We start from the raw sequence: 17,469 nt of genomic DNA on the forward strand, positions 1-17,469 counted from the left end.
TTTTCTTTTATGAAAAAATTTGATATTCCTGATTTTTATAAAAGCTCAATTATTTCGTTGATTAAAGAAAAAAGAAGGGACGAGGATAAAAAAAATCAGAACTTTACACCTACAAAACTGGATTTTGGACCTGTCGAATTTTTAATTGCACGCCACTTTGGATTTTGTTATGGAGTTGAAAATGCAATAGAAATTGCATACAAAGCAATCGAACAGAATCCTGGTAAAAGAATATTTTTATTGAGTGAAATGATTCATAATCCACATGTTAACAATGACTTGCAAAAACGTGGCATTCAGTTTATTATGGATAATCATGGTAATCAATATATTCAATGGGATGAATTAAAATCTGATGATATTATAATTATACCTGCTTTCGGTACAACAGTTGAAATCGAAAATTTACTTAGAGAGAAAGGATTTGATATAATTCAATACAACACTACTTGCCCATTTGTAGAAAAGGTCTGGAATCGTGCTGAAGTACTTGGAAAACAAAATTATACAATTATAATTCACGGCAAAGCTTATCACGAAGAAACTAAAGCAACATTTTCTCATACAATACGAAATTCTCAGTCTGTAATTATTCGAAATATAAACGAAGCAAAATTTCTATCTGAAATAATTCTTAACGTAAGACCAAAAGAAGAATTTTACTCTTACTTTGCAGGTAAGTATTCAGCCAACTTTGATGTAGAAAGAGATTTGAAAAGAATTGGCGTTGTAAACCAGACTACAATGCTTGCAAGTGAAACTCAAGAAATTGCAGATTTACTAAGAGATACAATGATTAAAAAATATGGCGAAGAAAATCTGAAAGAACATTTTGCTGACACTCGTGATACTCTTTGTTATGCTACAAATAATAATCAATCAGCAACAATAGCTCTAAAAAATGAAGATGCCGATTTTGCAATTGTCATTGGTGGTTACAATAGTTCAAACACATCTCATCTTGCAGAATTATTAAGTCAGAAATTCATTACATACTTAATATCAGATGCATCAAAAATTTATTCAGATAAAGTAATATTTCATTTTGATTTAAACAGTCACAAAGAAATCAAGACTGAAAATTATATACCACAGAAGGAAAAAGTAAGAATTGCAATTACCAGTGGAGCATCTTCACCTGATTCTATTGTTGATGATGTAATTAGAAAATTACTTTCTTTCTTCGAAAACACAATTGATATTAACACGGTTCTGAATAATGCTTTTGGTAAATTATAATCTATGCTAAATCTGCAAGTGTACTATAATCTGGATCAAATAATCTCCTGTAAATTCGCATTGCATAAGAATCAGTTGCTCCTGCAATATAATCACACACAAGACGTGCTCTGAGTTTTTTATTTTTTTCATTCCGAATTAATTTATCATTGAAATCTGGTAACAATTTAGCTGATTTCAAATTGTTAATGTAATTTTCTTCGAACAATTGAAATATCTTTTGTATCATATTATTCCCTTTGAACTCAATCTGATGAAGAGAAGAAGAATAAAAGACCAGATCGATAGAAATTTGCTTATAAAGTTTTGCTTTCTCTAAAATGTCATCTGGTATTATCAAAACATATTTGTAACGATTTGTTAATGAATCAAAAGTTTTTCTTTCTATTAACTTACACGAACGCACAAATTCTCCTATTTCTGAACCAAATTTTCTTTTAAAGTTTCCTTCCTTAATCCATTCAATTATATTTTCAACAATGCGATTCTGATTATCATTCAAACTATTAATCTTTTGCCATTTCGATAGTTTTTCGATTGTAATAAATCCACCTGAAATACTATCAACAATATCATTTATAGCATAAGCAGTATCGTCTGCCCAATCCATAATCTGGCACTCAATACTTTGAAAACTATTTAATTTATCTGGCTTTGATAATTCTACTGGAATTTTTTTATTACCAAAAATAAAATTCAGATACTTCTTTTGTTCATCATAAATAAAATGATTTTCAGGATTTTTTAATGAAGAGAATGTAGTTTTATATTTCATAACTCCATCAAGAAATGCTCTTGTTGGATTCATTCCACGATAGTTATTTTCATCTCTATAAAAAATTTCTGTTACAAGTCTAATTGTTTGAGCATTTCCTTCAAAGCCACCATAATTCATCATTAATTTATTTAAAATTCTTTCTCCTGCATGACCAAATGGTGGATGCCCGAGATCGTGAGCAAGACAAATCGATTCTACAAGATCTGGATCAATAAAATATTCTTCATTAAAAATATCACTCTGCGAGAAAAGCAAATAATTACAAATTGATCTGCCAATTTGTGCTACTTCAATTGAATGTGTAAGACGAGTTCTATAAAAATCGTATTCACCTGGCAAAAATACCTGCGTTTTTCCCTGTAACCTTCTAAACTCAGATGAATGAATTATTCGATCTCTATCGATTTGAAAAGGTGTTCTGTAATCTTGTGAACGTTTACTTGGTTTTATGCGTTCTATATCAAAATCAATATAAAATTTGTTTTTCATTTTACAACTTATAAATTTGTAAATATTAATAACAAATTAATAAAAAAAATTTGGCTATTAATCATTTACATAATAATCATGAAATTTTTTCTTCCACAAAAGGAAGACTGATTTTTACAATATTTCTGAATTTCATAATTACATTAGCAGAAATTATTGGCGGATTAATATCAGGAAGTTTATCTCTTATATCCGATGCACTTCATAATTTCTCTGATAGCATATCAATTGTAATAAGCTACATTGCTCTTAAACTAAAATTAAAAAGTAATTCAATAAAACATACCTTTGGACTTAAGCGTGCAGAAATTTTAGCAGCTGTTATTAACTCAGCTGTTTTAATTGTTATATGTATATACGTTTTTTATGAAGCAATACTAAGATTAAAAAATCCTGAAGCTATAAATGCAGGGATAATGAGTATTGTTGCTTCAATTGGTTTATTAGCAAATCTTTTTGCAGCAATTCTTTTAAAAAAAGACTCGGAAAAAAGTATAAATATTCGATCGGCATATTTACACATTGTTGGAGATACGGTCTCATCTATAGCAGTTTTATTGGGTGGTTTATCAATTTATTTCTGGAAAATTTACTGGATCGATCCAGTTTTAACAATAATAATTGGGTTTTACATAATTAGAGAAAGTTATATCATACTACAAGAAGCAATACATATATTAATGGAAGGTGCACCATTAGATATTTCAATTGAACAAATACAATATGAAGTTGAAAAATTTAGTGAAGTAGAAAACATTCATCACATTCATTTATGGATGGTTGGTGAAAATGATGTTCACTTTGAAGCTCATGTTAATGTTAACGATATGAAAATAAGTCAATGTGATTATTTAAGAAAAGAAATTGAACAGGTTCTTCAAACAAAATTTGGAATACATCATATTACACTTCAATTTGAATGTAATCAGTGCAAGACATCTGGCTTAATCGAACAACATCCATAAATCAATTAACCTTTTTTGCTTCCAAAGTCTTATAAGCAAGAGCATACATTTGAATTTGTTTCATCATTGCTGCAAGTCCATTTTTCCTTGTAGGAGAAAGATGTTTATCTATTCCTATCTTAGAAAGAAAATCAGGCGGGTTAGATAATATTTCATCTGGTGTATGACCTGAATATACTTCTAACAAAATTGCAATTAATCCTTTTACAATTGCTGCATCGCTATCTGCTTCGAAAAATATTTTACCATCTTCTAAATTTGCTTTTATCCATACCTGAGATTGACAACCTTCAATTTTATATTTGTCTGTTTTATATTCTTCACTGATTGGTTTCATTTTTCTACCGAGCTCAATTAGATATTTATACTTATCTTCCCATTCAGTATACTGTTCAAAGTCCTTTATTAATTTATTTTTTTTGTCCTGTATGGTCATTGTAATTTCATAATTATTATCATTACTTAAACAAATTTTAATAAAGTTTAACAATTATTCAAATAATTATGCAATTCTTTTTATATTGTTATCGATTAAAGAGAAATATATGAAAAGAAATGCTCTTGTTTTAATTTTATTTATAATTTCATTTTTACCTTTCTATAGCCAATCCCACAAAGAAAACAACATTTTATTTCAGGTGTCATTATTTGATTCCTTATATTATGGAAATTATAATGGCTTTTATAATTTAAATGAATTATTGCAATATGGTAATTTCGGTCTTGGAACATTCGATAAACTTGATGGAGAGATGACTATATTAAATGGCTCTGTTTATCAATTCAAATCTGATGGAATGATTTATAAACCAGAACTTTCTTTAACTACTCCATTTGCCTGCATAGTAAACTTTATTCCAGATTATTTCTATAAGAAAAATAATTTAGATAAAAAAAGTTTTATCGAGTATATTGATGGTGTTATTATCAATAAAAATTATTTTTATGCAATTAAATTATCAGGTAGATTTTCTTTTATAATAACCAGAACAATTCAAGTACAAGAAGAACCATATAAAATTCTTAATGAAGTTTTAAAAGAACAACTTACTTTTGAAAAAAATAATATTACAGGAACTTTAGTTGGTTTCTACTTTCCTGAATACGCAGATAAAATTAATATCACAGGCTATCACTTTCACTTCATAAGCGACGATTTTAATTTTGGTGGCCATATGCTTGATTTCGAATTAGAAGATGGTGAAATTGAAATTCAGAAAATAAATCAACTAAATCTGCTATTAAGATAAATGAATAAATATTTCACTGAAAGATTATTGTTTTCTTACCATACTTCAAAACACGATTATTTATATGCAAATTTACAGCACGAGCAAGTACTAATCTTTCCAGATCTTTTCCCTTCCTAATCAAATCATTTAATGAATCTTTGTGAGTAATTCTGATTACATCCTGCTCAATTATTGGTCCTTCGTCAAGTTCTTCTGTAACATAATGACTTGTTGCACCAATTAATTTAACACCTCTTTCATAAGCTTTCTTGTAAGGATTTGCACCAACAAAAGCAGGAAGAAATGAATGATGAATGTTAATGATATTATTTGGATACTTCTCGATAAATAATGGAGAAAGAATTTGCATATATCTTGCAAGAACTATTGTATCAATTTTGTATGATTCTAATAACTCTAATTCTTTTAACTCCTGCTCATGTTTGTTTTCTTTAGTAATCGGGAAATAATAAAATGGAATTTCATATCTCTTTGCAATTTCTTCAAGAGTTGTGTGATTAGAAATTATCAATTTGATTTCTGCATCAAGCTCCCCATTTTTATAACGCCATAAAATTTCCTGCAAACAGTGATCATACTTCGAGACAAAAATTGCTAATTTGTGTTTGTTATAGCTGTACTTTATTTCCCACTTTGCATCAATTTCGTCAGCAAGATTTTTAAATTCATCTTCAAATTGCTGACATGAAATACTTAACTCACTTAAATCCCACTCCACTCTTATAAAAAACATTTTCTCATCAGAGTCAACATGTTCATCAAGATCTACAATATTTCCACCTCTTTGAAAAATAAATTGAGCAATCTTTGCAACCAATCCTTTTTGATCTTTACAGGATAAAATTAAAGTGGCCGTATTCTTTTTGTCAGTATTATTCATATTGAAAAATATTTTTAATCATATTCATTAATTTAATTATTTTTTTGAAAAGCATCGTTTAATTTCTTCTTGATGTATTCAAAATATTCCTTAGTAAAAGTCACTTGATTATAGATATCTATTATATCATTCCTGGTTATTTTATTAAAGTCTTCTTCTCTTACTGTAATTATAATTCCACCTAAATCTATTGCTGCTGGACTAACGAGTAATTTTCTATTATCATCAAAATAATATTGTTTTGGTCTGTGAGTAAGTCGTGGAAAAATAATCAATCTAAATTTCTCATCATAAAAAGAAGAAATTAGATTAATCATTGGTTCTTCTTCAGAAAATAATTTTTTTATTGCATTTAAAAATACTTTGAACGCATAGAGTATATCAATCTTATTTTTTGATTCGAACGAGATAAATTTTACAATAGCATTTTCAAAGATGTATATATCCAGCTGATTACTTCTTATGAATACTTCTTCTTTTAAAGCTTCGTAATATTTTTCAACAGGGAGAACATTTTTTGTAATTGCCTGAAAATGCATATGATCTGGAGCAGAAGCACCGCACTTAGGTCCATTATAAACAATTGTAAAATTTTCACTAAGGTCTTCTGTTAAATCCAGTAAATCATGAAAGTGACTGATAATTGTTTGTGGTGTGTGTTTTATCTTAGATATTGTTAAATGTTCTTTCAAAATTGGATATGGATTAACAAGTATTAAAAAGTTCTTATTATAAATTAAACCATCCTGTTCTTCAGGTAAATTATTTGTACATAAAAAACATTTTCGATTTTGAATAACATTCTCGTTCAGGTCAGCTGTAGTAGATTTAATTCTATGTGGATTGAACTGTACAATTATTCTTTTTGTAATTTTGTTTTCGAATTCAAATTCTCGTGTCTTTATGCTGGATAAGTTTTCATAATTATTTTTTAGAAGTTCCCATTTTTCCTTTTGCATCTCAATTAAATCTGATATTTTTTTTAACCAGAATTCTTTCTGGTTATTCTTTGGTATTTTTTCATCAATAATCATTGGTTCATATTTTTTTGTATTCTGATTAAGATTTCTTTTGTTCTTAATGAATCTTTATAAAAATTATTTTTGTTAATTTTTTCAATGCTTAAAGATGAATCGGTATTTCCTTCCCATCTTCTACAAATATAAATTGGCTCATAAATTCTTGAGACTTTATATTCACGAGAAATTGTAATACCTAAATAATAGTCTTCTCCATAACTAACATTTGGAATTTTTATTGTTCTTAGTAAGGGAGTATAAAATGCTCTTGGTGCTCCCAGTCCATTAATCCTTAAAGCATTGTTTGGACCATTTTCATCTGTCCATTCTTTATGGTCAATTATTCCAGGCGGAATTTCTTTTAGATTAAAATCTGTCAATATGTAAGAACCAATTACCATTGCTGAACGATCTTCATAAAATTTTGAAATAATTTTTTGAAGAGTATTTTCGTCTTTATATAAATCATCACTATCAAGCTGGACGGAAAATTTTCCACAAAGAGGATGATGAATAGCTAATTCCCAGCAACCTCCAATTAATAAATTTTTTTGATCGGGGATTATATGAATTAATTTATTGTACTGAGTCGAAAGTTTTTTTAATATATCAGTTGTTCCATCTGTTGAATAATTATCAACCACAATTACATTATACTTAAAATTTGTTTTTTGATTTAAAGCAGAATTTACTGCATCAACAATTGTTTTAGCTCTATTTTTAACAGGAATTATTACTGATGCTTCATATTCGAAATTGTTTTTGTTTAAATCGATTTCCTTGAAAGGGGGTTTAATAAATGCACCTATTTCTTTCAAGTGTTCAGTTGCTACCTTTTCCATTTCAATTTGACTTAAACGATTCTTGGGATCAACATACGCAAAATGTTTTTCATAATCTTTGTCTAAGTATATTTTTTCTGCAGTATACAAATATTCTTTTATGTGATAAACACTTTTATAATAATCTTCTGTTGATAAATTATCTTCTATTGTAATTCTAAGTCTAATATCATAAAAGCCAGCGTAATTATAATTTTCGTTTGACTGCTCAAGTGCTTTTTTAAACGAGTTAGTATTTATCATAACTAAATGACCAAAATCAAAATCATCACGAATACTTCCAATCTGATAATCAATTAATGGATGTTCAATTATTTTATTATCAACTTTTTCATAAAAATCAGAATAAATAATTCTGGAATTTGTTGAGAAGGCAGAATTATAAAATTTTCCAATTGCTTCTTCACACAGTTGTATCGATGATTTGTTTATCTGAACAAGTATATATTCACTCTTAATTTGCTCACTTAATTTTTTCAATGTCTTGGTATTATTGATATTTCCTTCACACATAAATTTTACATCAGGGAAGAAATTGTTTTGTTTTTCATCACAAAGCAGAAAAATATCTTCAATTAATTCAGATCTTTTTAATTGTGTAATTATCTTTAATGTTATTACTTCATCAATAAATGGAAGTACAACAGATATTTTTTTCATTCTAAAATCTCCAGTAATCAAAATAAAATTATTAAGTATTTCTCTTATAGATTAGTGGAATAATTATTATTCAGTAAATAAAATTACTAAAAGTTACCATAGTTTAAACTAATTGTAAACTTTTTTCATAAGTTCAATATATCTATATTTGTTAATACAAAATGTATCAAAAAGTAAATAGTATATTTTTTGAATTATTAGTTTAAAGATAGAAATCAGTTAATTAAAGAAAACAGGTTACACATTATAAATATCATATTAAATATTGTATCCGAAAAAAATTCACAGGAGTTAAAATTGGATAACTTTTCATCAGAGAAGTTATCTCTCAAAACACTTTCTAATCGAACCTGCAAAAGCTTCAATCCCAATCTGAAAATATAGACAACAAAAGTTTTCTTGAATTTTCTTTTTACTCAAAAGTTATGTAAAACAAAAAGAGAGGTAGTTATTGCGTATAATTAAATTAATGTTAATAATATCAATGATAGCATTAACAGTTGGTGTAATTAATTTCGGTGATTCAACAGCAAGAGAAACAACTATTATTGACAAAGTAAGAATCAACAAAGATATAAATCCCGATATTGTTCCGGTCAATTATAATGAATTAGGAGTAATGATAGCTTCGTGGTATGGTCCTGGTTTTCATGGAAAAACCACAGCCAATGGTGAAATTTATAACCAAATGGCATTAACAGCTGCACATAAAGAACTCCCATTCGGTACATATCTAAGAATTACCAATTTAAAAAATGGAAAAAGTGTAATTGTAAGAATTAATGATCGTGGACCTTATATTGAAGGAAGAGATTTAGATTTATCTAAAGGAACAGCTTTAGCGTTGGGAATGATTAGACATGGTGTCATTAGAGTAAAAGTAGAAGAGATAACCATTGATAATATATTACCAGCGATAGTATTAAACTAACTTTAATATAATTTATAATCGTTTCTTAAATTCAAGGCAAGTCCAGTAATGTGGATTTGCCTTTTTTATTTTTTACATAAGTTAGCATTCGGCTACATTTCTATTAATAAATGTTTAGACTTCTTTACCGATAAATTTTTTCTTAGTACAATGTAGATATTATCCAAATCGTGCACTTTCAAATCAAATAATTACTAATAAATATAAATTCTACTTGCTTATAAATTTCTTACAACTTAATCTACAAAATTTGAGTCGATACGAAATAAAACAAGATATTACTCGTCACATTCAAGCAAAATATTGGTGATTCATACTCAGTAATATTAAATAAATGAAAAGGATATTAATAAAAATTTTGTATTTAATATTACAGTGTGATTAAATATTAGAGAAGTGTTAACCTTGATGATTACAATTTTTTATTTGCTGATTAAGTTTCAATAAATAAATTCCTATAGTGCACATCATTAAAACACATTAATATTATATCAATGGTAATTGAATTATAAACTCAATCGAATTATTAGTTTTTTCTGCTTTTATTAAACCATCATGTAAATTAATAATTGATTTTGCTACATTTAAGCCCAAGCCCATACCTCTTATATTTTTTGTTGCTGATAAATCTGATCTAAAATTTCTATTGAAAATTTTTTCTGTATCAATTTCATTTACGTTTTCACATTCATTTTTTACAATTATCTCAAACATATCAGAATCTTTTTTCAGTGCGGTAACTATGATTGGATATCCATCCAAGCCATATTTAATTGCATTATCAATAATATTTGTGAGAGCTTGCTTGATTAAATCCGGATCAAAAAAAGCAGAGAAGTCACTTTCCAAATTGAGTACAAGCTTTTTGCTTTTTTCGTTGAGTAAGACATTAACATTTCTAATTAAAGACGATAAGAATTTTTCTAATTCAACTTTTTTCTTATTAAGTGTTATTAAATTATGCTCATTTTTGGATATGAAAAATAAATTATCAATAATTTTTATAAGTCTTAGAATCTCCTCATAATTACTTTTAAGAATTTCTACATATTCTCCCTGTGATTTATTAGACTTAAGAGCTATTTCAATTTCGCCTCTTAGAATAGTAAGTGGTGTTTTTAATTCATGTGCTACCGAGATTGAAAATTGATTCATATATTCAATAGAAGTTCTTATTCTTTGAATCATCTCATTCATCTTTTTTACCAATCTACCAAATTCATCATCATGTTCTTCACCTGGAATAATTTCATTTAAGTTGTGAGCTGTTATTTCTTCTGTCTTTTTAATAATCTTATCAATTCGAGATAATGATCTTTGAGATATTATTGCACCTCCCAGCAATGAAATCACAAAAAACAGAGGAGCTAAAACAATATATATATCTGTTAAACTATTTATTATTTGTACAATGTGTTTTTTAGGATAAGCCACTATAACTTTGTATTTGTTGTTCTGTAAAAGTACTCCTCTTATTTCATCGTCGGATAATTTATGATCTGTAAAATCAAATATCATATACGGTCGTTTTATTTCAGAGAAATTTAGATTGGTTTCTAATAGGTTGGCTGATTTATATATAACCTTAGGTCCCGAGGAAATTTGAATAAATGTATTTCTTTCATTAAAAATTACCACATCATAAATTATATCCCATATCAAATCCTCTTCACTTGTATAATTACTATCTGGTTGAAATGTCTCTATATCAATATGCTTCGACTCAAGTATGTGCATTATTGCTTTTGCTTGTGAGGTAAGTGAAGCATCTAACTTTTTCAGCGAGTTATTATAAAGATATTGATACACAATTAATCCAAAAAGGCATTCGAGAATTAAAAAAACCACAGCATACCAAATAGATATCTTGAAGCGAGTAGATAAAATGTATGATTTAATTAAGTTCTTCATTTATTCATCTTTAATCATGTAACCTGAACCACGAATTGTATGAATTAATTTCTTTTCATAATCTTGATCAATTTTAGCTCTTAGTTTATTTATGTATACATCAATTACATTTGTTTCGGTATCAAAATGATAATCATAAACATGCTCAATAAGTTTGGTGCGTGTAACAATTCTATTTTTATTTCTGAGAAGATATTCAAGAATGGAAAACTCTTTTTGTGTTAAATATATTTCTTTATTACCTCTAAAAACAGTATGTGTAATTAAATCTAATTTTAAATCTGCTGCGGTAAGAATATTCGATTTTAATATTTCATTTCTTCTCAGGAGAGCCCTAACTCTAGCTGTGAGTTCTTCAAATGCGAAAGGTTTTGTTAAATAATCATCAGCACCTGCATCAAGTCCTTCAACTTTGTCGCTTACAGAATCTTTAACTGTCAATAATAAAATAGGAGTGTTTATTTTCCTCTTACGCAATTCTTTTGTTAATGTAAGCCCATCGATATACGGAATCATTATATCTAAAATTATTAAATCATATTCTTCAACTGTTGCAAGTTCAAGTCCTTTCTTTCCATCGTAAGCAATATCGACAGTAAAAAATTCTTCTTCCAAACCTTTTTTAATGAAAGACGCAACTTTTTTTTCGTCTTCTATAATTAAAATTCTCATATATTATAAAATAATAAAAAGGAGAGTAATTAACTCTCCTTTCGGAAGCTTAACCCAAGACAATTTCAGCTATTGTTTTTTGTCTTCTTTTGTTTTTTCTTCTTTTGGTTTTTCTTCTGACTTTTTATGCTTTTTGTGGTGTGCAACCTTCTCCTTCTTTTCAGCTTTTATTGTGTCACTTTTGGTTTCTTTCTTTTTTTCAGTAACGGCTTTTGGCTTTTCAGCTTTTTGTGTAGAAGGAGATGAGGTGGTTACCTGTGATTCAACTTTTTTTGTTTGAGGTGTTGTAGTATTAGATTGAGATTGCGCAATTACATTATTAACTAAAAATATAACAGCAACTAATACTGCAAGAAATGAGAAAATACCACGTTTCATAATATTATTCCTCTATTTGTGAGACATATTAATTAACACTCAAAAAATACATTCATATCATTAAGCATATATTAAAGAAAGATTAAAAAATTTTAATAAAAGAAACCTAGTGGTTGAAAAAGTAATTGTTTTATGCTTAGCTATTATGCATAATTATTCATAACAGTAAAATATTTATAACATTAACTAAACTTTTCCTAAATGATTGCGATAATTAACCAGAAACGTTTATCAATTTTTTCACAGAGGATTGATAAACGAAATAAATAATTATTAATTCACAGAGAGGTGCGAGATGAAGAAGCTAGCTAAACTTCTAGCAATTCTAGCGTTCTTTTTTACAGTTACAACAAACTATGCACAAAGTGCTAGTGTTCAGGTATCAGCAAACATTCTTGCAGCATTATCAATTCAACATATTTCTGGTAACCTGGACTTTGGAAATATCGTTGTAACTGGCAGTCCCCAAACTCCAACCAAAACACCAGATAATGGAGCTCTCTTCGAAGTAACCGGTAATAATAACACTCCTGTAACAGTTACATTTAATAATGTTACACTTTCAAATGGTGGCTCTGGTAGTATGACATTTACTCCAGATGTTGAGCATACTACTTCAAGTTCCTACAGCGGTGCAACACCAATATCTAGTGGAAATCAGGTCACTTTAACAAGTGGTGGAAAGGCTTGGTTATGGGTAGGAGGTTCTTTAGCTGTTGCAGCAGATCAGGAGCCGGGCTCCTATTCTGGTACATTTACAATATCGGTTGCTTATTAAAGGGGAACTGCAATTATTAAAGACACTACCCAATTTTAAGGTAGTGTCTTTCTTTATTATGTTCTTTATGTTGATATTTGCATCTTTATTATTTATAATAAAGATGTATGATAAAAAATTCATTAATAATAGTTTTATATTTAACTTCTCTTTGCTTTGCACAATCTGGAAGTGCAAGTGCAAGTGTAACAGCTAATGTTATAACCCCTATTACTATTATTACAACAGGTAGTATAGATTTTGGAGACGTGATTGTTATGCCCAATCCTTATGTAGTTACAAAATCACCTGCTGAAGGAAGCAGGCACGAAATACAGGGTAATCCAAATAGTAGTGTAACAATTTCTTTTAGTTCTGTTACACTCGATAATTTTAGCTGGGTTGCTCAACATGGAGGAACAACCGGCACAATAACTTTTACTCCTGAAGTGAATCATACAGGAACAAATCCAAATTATACTAATCCTTCACCTGTGACAAGTGGAGGTGTTTATACATTAACTGATGTAGGCGGTATAGGCAAACTTTATTTATGGACTGGTGGTTCTATAAGCATAAATGCCAACCAGCCTGTTGGTTATTATACCGGGACTTTCGTAATAAATGTTTCATACTAAATTATGGCGAGGCAATTTTTACATATCAAGTATCTTTTTATTTTTTGCTTCCTAATTTATGAAACTACATTTGCACAATTAATTGTTAGTAAACTTAGGGATTTAGCATTCGGAGATGTATTCAAAGGTTATTCTTCTACTGTAAGTCATTTAGATGTTAATGCTGCAAAATTTTACTTCAATACCGGGAATTTACAGAATGTTAATATTCTTGTTCAATTTGTTTTACCTTCATATTTGACAAATAACATTGATAATCTTACTATAACTTTTAGCACTCAACAATCTGCATGGGCAAGAAGAGATTTAACAACTGGTAGAACTAATTTTGATCCTTACCAACCACTTACATTTAATAGACTAAAAAAGAATACTAATATCTATATCTGGCTAGGTGCAACGATTACTATACCTGTATCAATATCAAGTGGTTTATATTCTGGTACAATAATTATGAATGTAGAAAGAATTTAAATTTATCTTAAAAACAAAAATTTGATGGCTATGAAAAAATATTATCTTATTTTAATTCTAATTCCCAATTTGCTTATTGCACAGATTATTATTTCACCTTATGTTGTTTATATGGACAACAAAAATCAATTTGCTAATATGATTGTTCAAAATGAATCTGATGAACCTTATGAAATTGGAGTATCATTTAAATTTGGATTCCCTGTTTCAGATTCTCTTGGAAATCTTTCAATGAAATATATTGATGAACCTGGAACTGAATATCCATCAATTCTTAACTACGTTCGAGCATTTCCAAAAAAATTTATTTTGAAACCAAAGCAAAAACAATTAATTGGATTGACAATTAAACCTCCTCAAAATTTACAGGATGGAACTTACTGGGTGAGAATTGTTACTTCTTCAACAAAACAGAGACCTCAACCTTTATTAGATACTAATAGTCAAAATCTGAATGCACAGATAAATTTTGTACTAAATCAAATTACTACAATGTTATATAGAACTGGTAATGCTAATACTGGAATAGATATAGTAGATGCAAAATATTATAAAAATCAGGACAAACTTGATATCGTTACATCTTTAAAGAAATTAGGAAATTCACCATTCTTTGGTGATGTCAAAGTTTCTATATATAATTCTGATAATCAACTTATTAAAACAGATACACAGCATACAAAAGTATTTTACGATTTATCAGTTAAACAAAGCTTCGATCTTGCTGAATTCAAAAAAGGAAATTATAAAGCAATTATTCAAGTAACACATAATGAAAAAGAAGATGTTCCTAATAGTGCTCCATTAAGTGTTATTAAGAATAATATTACAAAAACTTTAGATATAATTATAGATTAAGCTTTTGAAAGGAATAATAAAATAATTTTTTGTGAAACAATAATTGATAATTAAAGATGTCTTCATAATAAGTATTTTTTTATTACTTTTTGAACCAGCTTTAAGCTGGGCAAATAATTTTTCTATTTCAAATAATCCGCATCAAATATTCAATGGATTAAAAGAAAATCGAGATACAATTAAAAACTTTTCTAAACCTGATTCTTCTTTAACTAAACCAGTCTTAAATACTTCTGATAATTATTTTGATGAAAGAGAAGAAGCCTATTTCTATTTAATCTATAAAGATGTTTTGAGAAGTAGAATAATAACTTTATATACCAATAATTCATTTTATATTCCTTTATTAGAATTACTGAAATTATTAGAAATTAATTTTAATACTAATCTTAATGAAAAAATTATTACTGGCTTCTTCATAGAAGAAGATAGTACATATACTTTTAATTTCACAAAATTAACTTATCAGGATAAACACAAATCATTCATAATTGCAAATGATGATTTCATCTTTACTCCACTTGAGATTTACATAAAACCAGAACTTTTAAAAAAAGCATTCAATATATCAACATCAATTAATCTAAACGACCTGAGTATAAATTTAATTACTGAAAAAAATCTCCCGATTTTAATGAGAGTAAAAAGAGAAACTCTTTATAAATATATTTCCAAAGAAACTATTGTCCCCGATTTTTATTATCCATTAACAAAGAAATATTTCTACGGACTTTTGTTTGATTATTTTATATCATCGAATTTTACAAAGGGATTACCAGCATTTTATAATTATAATATTGGTGTTGGTGGAATTGTACTTGGTGGTACAACAGAAATTAACTTGAATGGTAGCTTAAATCAAAAGTACCATTCAATTAATGATTATACTTATAACTGGAGTTATGTTTTTAATAAAAAATCAATAACACAAATATCACTGGGTACAAATGAGTATAATGGATTACAGCAATCAATATTCAATGGAATTAAAATTACCAATGAACCAGTTGAACCAAGAAAAAACTTTTATAATTATGTTATTTCAAATTATTGTGGACCTAACTGGACTGTAGAATTATATGTTAATAATAAACTAACCGACGTTACAAAAGCCGATGCAAATGGATTCTTCAATTTCAACATTCCTTTACAATATGGCACTACATTTATTCATTTGAAATATTACAGTCCAGAAGGAAAATACATAACTACAAGAAGATTATTTCAGATACCTATAAGATTTATTCCACCTGGTGAATTTAATTACACAATTAATATAGGAAGAATTACATATAACAATAATTTAGTTGGCAATATCTTAGGTACTTATGGAATAACAGAATCGATAACAAATAGTATTGGTATTGAATTCTTAGAAAATAATTCACCAAAAAAATTCTTTTTATACAATGAATTCAATGCAAGGCTGGGTTCTTCTAACATCTTTAGTTTCACATTAGCACCAGATGCTTACTACAGAATTGGATTTAATACTTTGTTTTATTCACAAACTGCAATAAATATTCTTGCAACAAAATATTACAAATCTTCTTTTCATAATCCTTTTAATATTAATGAAGATTTTCAATTTGATTTTTTTTCGCCTTTAGACTTTAGAAACATTTCATTTGGTTTTGGAACAATTTTTAAATTGCAGAATTCATCAGACATTAAAAACAAATACTTTGGTCTAAACATTGGTGCAAAAACAGAGTACTTTAATCCTTCAATTTCATTTAAACAATATTTGACTGAATATAAAAATTATACAAGTAAGCAGTCATATCTGAGTTCAGGAATAATTATCCCTTTAAGATTTTTAGATAATATTTTGAGATCCACCAGTGCTAATTTGATTAACTTACAGGTTAATTATGATATTTCTCGCAATAAGTTTGTACAATATAACATAACTTATTCAACTGAGTTTTTTTCACAAAGCAGATTAGAAATCATATACAATAATGTTCTTAATTCTGGTAGTTATTTTCAATGTGGCCTGGTTATAAACTTCCCTTACATAAAAAATTGGTCAACAATTACAAACAACAATATATTTACAAACATCTATGGTTCAATTGCTTATGATGCAGAAATCAATCGATATTCTTTTTACAACCGATCGCAGGTAGGGAAATCTTCAATTATATGTAGATTTTTCTTAGATAAAAATGGAAATAATAAATATGACAAAGATGAAACATTGATTAACGATGCAGAAGCATTTTTAGAAACTCCCTGTTCAATGGAAAAAGCAGGTGATGGAATTATTAAACTAAGAGAATTAAATCCATATACAACATATATTATAAGAGTTAATGAAAGCATTAAGAATGGATTTTTAATTCCAGCTTTTAAAACAATTGCTATTCAAACAGAACCCAATACTTCAAAAATAATTGATATACCATTTTACGAAGCCACAGAAATTTATGGTAGTGTTACTTTGTTATTGAATGATAATTCAAGAAAATCTCTAAATGGAATCAAAATTGTCTTTGAAAATTTAAATGATGGCTACAGGTTTTCTACAACTACATTTTCTGATGGAACTTTTTACTTATCAGGAATAAAACCATCGAATTACAAAATATATATCGATCCTGAACAATTAAAAGCATTAAAATGTGTTTCATTTCCCGAAAACATTATTTACAATCCCGGTAACTATGATAATACTCTGGAAAATATTAACTTTGAATTAAAAATTATCGAATGAAAATTC

16 protein-coding genes and 1 pseudogene are annotated in these 17,469 nt (G+C 27.8%); 9 read left to right on the top strand and 8 right to left on the bottom strand.

Annotated features, from left to right (window positions below):
• Window positions 1-9: 9 nt before the first annotated feature.
• Complete coding sequence (locus VJY38_RS12485; RefSeq protein ID WP_353681053.1) at window positions 10-1,239, top strand: 4-hydroxy-3-methylbut-2-enyl diphosphate reductase; 1,230 nt, start codon at window positions 10-12, stop codon at window positions 1,237-1,239.
• A 1-nt stretch (window position 1,240) separates the two neighbouring features.
• On the opposite strand, the gene dgt is transcribed toward VJY38_RS12485, so the two are convergent.
• Window positions 1,241-2,506, bottom strand: a complete 1,266-nt coding sequence (gene dgt, locus VJY38_RS12490; RefSeq protein WP_353681054.1) for a dGTP triphosphohydrolase — start codon at window positions 2,504-2,506, stop codon at window positions 1,241-1,243.
• A gap of 50 nt (window positions 2,507-2,556) precedes the next feature.
• On the opposite strand from dgt, the gene VJY38_RS12495 reads away from it, so the two are divergent.
• On the top strand, window positions 2,557-3,471 hold the full coding sequence (locus tag VJY38_RS12495; RefSeq protein ID WP_353681055.1) for a cation diffusion facilitator family transporter: 915 nt from the start codon (window positions 2,557-2,559) through the stop codon (window positions 3,469-3,471).
• Between the two features lies 1 nt (window position 3,472).
• On the opposite strand, the gene VJY38_RS12500 is transcribed toward VJY38_RS12495, so the two are convergent.
• The gene (locus VJY38_RS12500) at window positions 3,473-3,907 is read right to left on the bottom strand and encodes a SufE family protein (protein ID WP_353681056.1); all 435 of its coding nucleotides are present in this window, start codon (window positions 3,905-3,907) and stop codon (window positions 3,473-3,475) included.
• Window positions 3,908-4,016: 109 nt separating this feature from the next.
• Between VJY38_RS12500 and budA the strand changes: the two genes are divergently transcribed.
• Window positions 4,017-4,721, top strand: a complete 705-nt coding sequence (budA, locus tag VJY38_RS12505) for an acetolactate decarboxylase (protein WP_353681057.1) — start codon at window positions 4,017-4,019, stop codon at window positions 4,719-4,721.
• A 13-nt stretch (window positions 4,722-4,734) separates the two neighbouring features.
• On the opposite strand, the gene purU is transcribed toward budA, so the two are convergent.
• From purU to VJY38_RS12520, 3 genes are read right to left on the bottom strand one after another with little or no spacing between them, the layout of a single operon-like run.
• On the bottom strand, window positions 4,735-5,604 hold the full coding sequence (gene purU / locus VJY38_RS12510) for a formyltetrahydrofolate deformylase (RefSeq protein WP_353681058.1): 870 nt from the start codon (window positions 5,602-5,604) through the stop codon (window positions 4,735-4,737).
• A 32-nt stretch (window positions 5,605-5,636) separates the two neighbouring features.
• Complete coding sequence (locus tag VJY38_RS12515; protein WP_353681059.1) at window positions 5,637-6,638, bottom strand: DUF4922 domain-containing protein; 1,002 nt, start codon at window positions 6,636-6,638, stop codon at window positions 5,637-5,639.
• Complete coding sequence (locus VJY38_RS12520; protein ID WP_353681060.1) at window positions 6,635-8,125, bottom strand: glycosyltransferase family 2 protein; 1,491 nt, start codon at window positions 8,123-8,125, stop codon at window positions 6,635-6,637. The genes VJY38_RS12515 and VJY38_RS12520 overlap by 4 nt, the downstream gene beginning before the upstream one ends.
• A gap of 625 nt (window positions 8,126-8,750) precedes the next feature.
• Here VJY38_RS12520 and VJY38_RS12525 point away from each other — a divergent pair.
• Window positions 8,751-9,056 (top strand): annotated as a pseudogene (locus VJY38_RS12525) (septal ring lytic transglycosylase RlpA family protein); the annotation flags it as partial.
• A 486-nt stretch (window positions 9,057-9,542) separates the two neighbouring features.
• Here VJY38_RS12525 and VJY38_RS12530 read toward each other — a convergent pair.
• The 3 genes from VJY38_RS12530 to VJY38_RS12540 all read right to left on the bottom strand — a co-directional run bounded on the left by VJY38_RS12530 (window position 9,543) and on the right by VJY38_RS12540 (window position 12,017).
• Complete coding sequence (locus VJY38_RS12530) at window positions 9,543-10,967, bottom strand: ATP-binding protein (RefSeq protein ID WP_353681061.1); 1,425 nt, start codon at window positions 10,965-10,967, stop codon at window positions 9,543-9,545.
• On the bottom strand, window positions 10,968-11,639 hold the full coding sequence (locus VJY38_RS12535) for a response regulator (protein ID WP_353681062.1): 672 nt from the start codon (window positions 11,637-11,639) through the stop codon (window positions 10,968-10,970).
• A gap of 69 nt (window positions 11,640-11,708) precedes the next feature.
• Window positions 11,709-12,017, bottom strand: a complete 309-nt coding sequence (locus VJY38_RS12540; RefSeq protein WP_353681063.1) for a hypothetical protein — start codon at window positions 12,015-12,017, stop codon at window positions 11,709-11,711.
• 295 nt (window positions 12,018-12,312) lie between these two features.
• On the opposite strand from VJY38_RS12540, the gene VJY38_RS12545 reads away from it, so the two are divergent.
• The 5 genes from VJY38_RS12545 to VJY38_RS12565 all read left to right on the top strand — a co-directional run bounded on the left by VJY38_RS12545 (window position 12,313) and on the right by VJY38_RS12565 (window position 17,463).
• On the top strand, window positions 12,313-12,795 hold the full coding sequence (locus VJY38_RS12545) for a DUF4402 domain-containing protein (protein WP_353681064.1): 483 nt from the start codon (window positions 12,313-12,315) through the stop codon (window positions 12,793-12,795).
• A 107-nt stretch (window positions 12,796-12,902) separates the two neighbouring features.
• The gene (locus VJY38_RS12550; protein WP_353681065.1) at window positions 12,903-13,412 is read left to right on the top strand and encodes a DUF4402 domain-containing protein; all 510 of its coding nucleotides are present in this window, start codon (window positions 12,903-12,905) and stop codon (window positions 13,410-13,412) included.
• Between the two features lie 3 nt (window positions 13,413-13,415).
• On the top strand, window positions 13,416-13,886 hold the full coding sequence (locus VJY38_RS12555) for a hypothetical protein (RefSeq protein ID WP_353681066.1): 471 nt from the start codon (window positions 13,416-13,418) through the stop codon (window positions 13,884-13,886).
• A gap of 30 nt (window positions 13,887-13,916) precedes the next feature.
• Complete coding sequence (locus tag VJY38_RS12560; RefSeq protein WP_353681067.1) at window positions 13,917-14,744, top strand: hypothetical protein; 828 nt, start codon at window positions 13,917-13,919, stop codon at window positions 14,742-14,744.
• 43 nt (window positions 14,745-14,787) lie between these two features.
• The gene (locus tag VJY38_RS12565) at window positions 14,788-17,463 is read left to right on the top strand and encodes a carboxypeptidase-like regulatory domain-containing protein (RefSeq protein WP_353681068.1); all 2,676 of its coding nucleotides are present in this window, start codon (window positions 14,788-14,790) and stop codon (window positions 17,461-17,463) included.
• Window positions 17,464-17,469 lie beyond the last annotated feature (6 nt).

It is taken from the genome of Rosettibacter firmus, assembly GCF_036860695.1.
Taxonomy (GTDB): domain Bacteria; phylum Bacteroidota; class Ignavibacteria; order Ignavibacteriales; family Melioribacteraceae; genus Rosettibacter; species Rosettibacter firmus.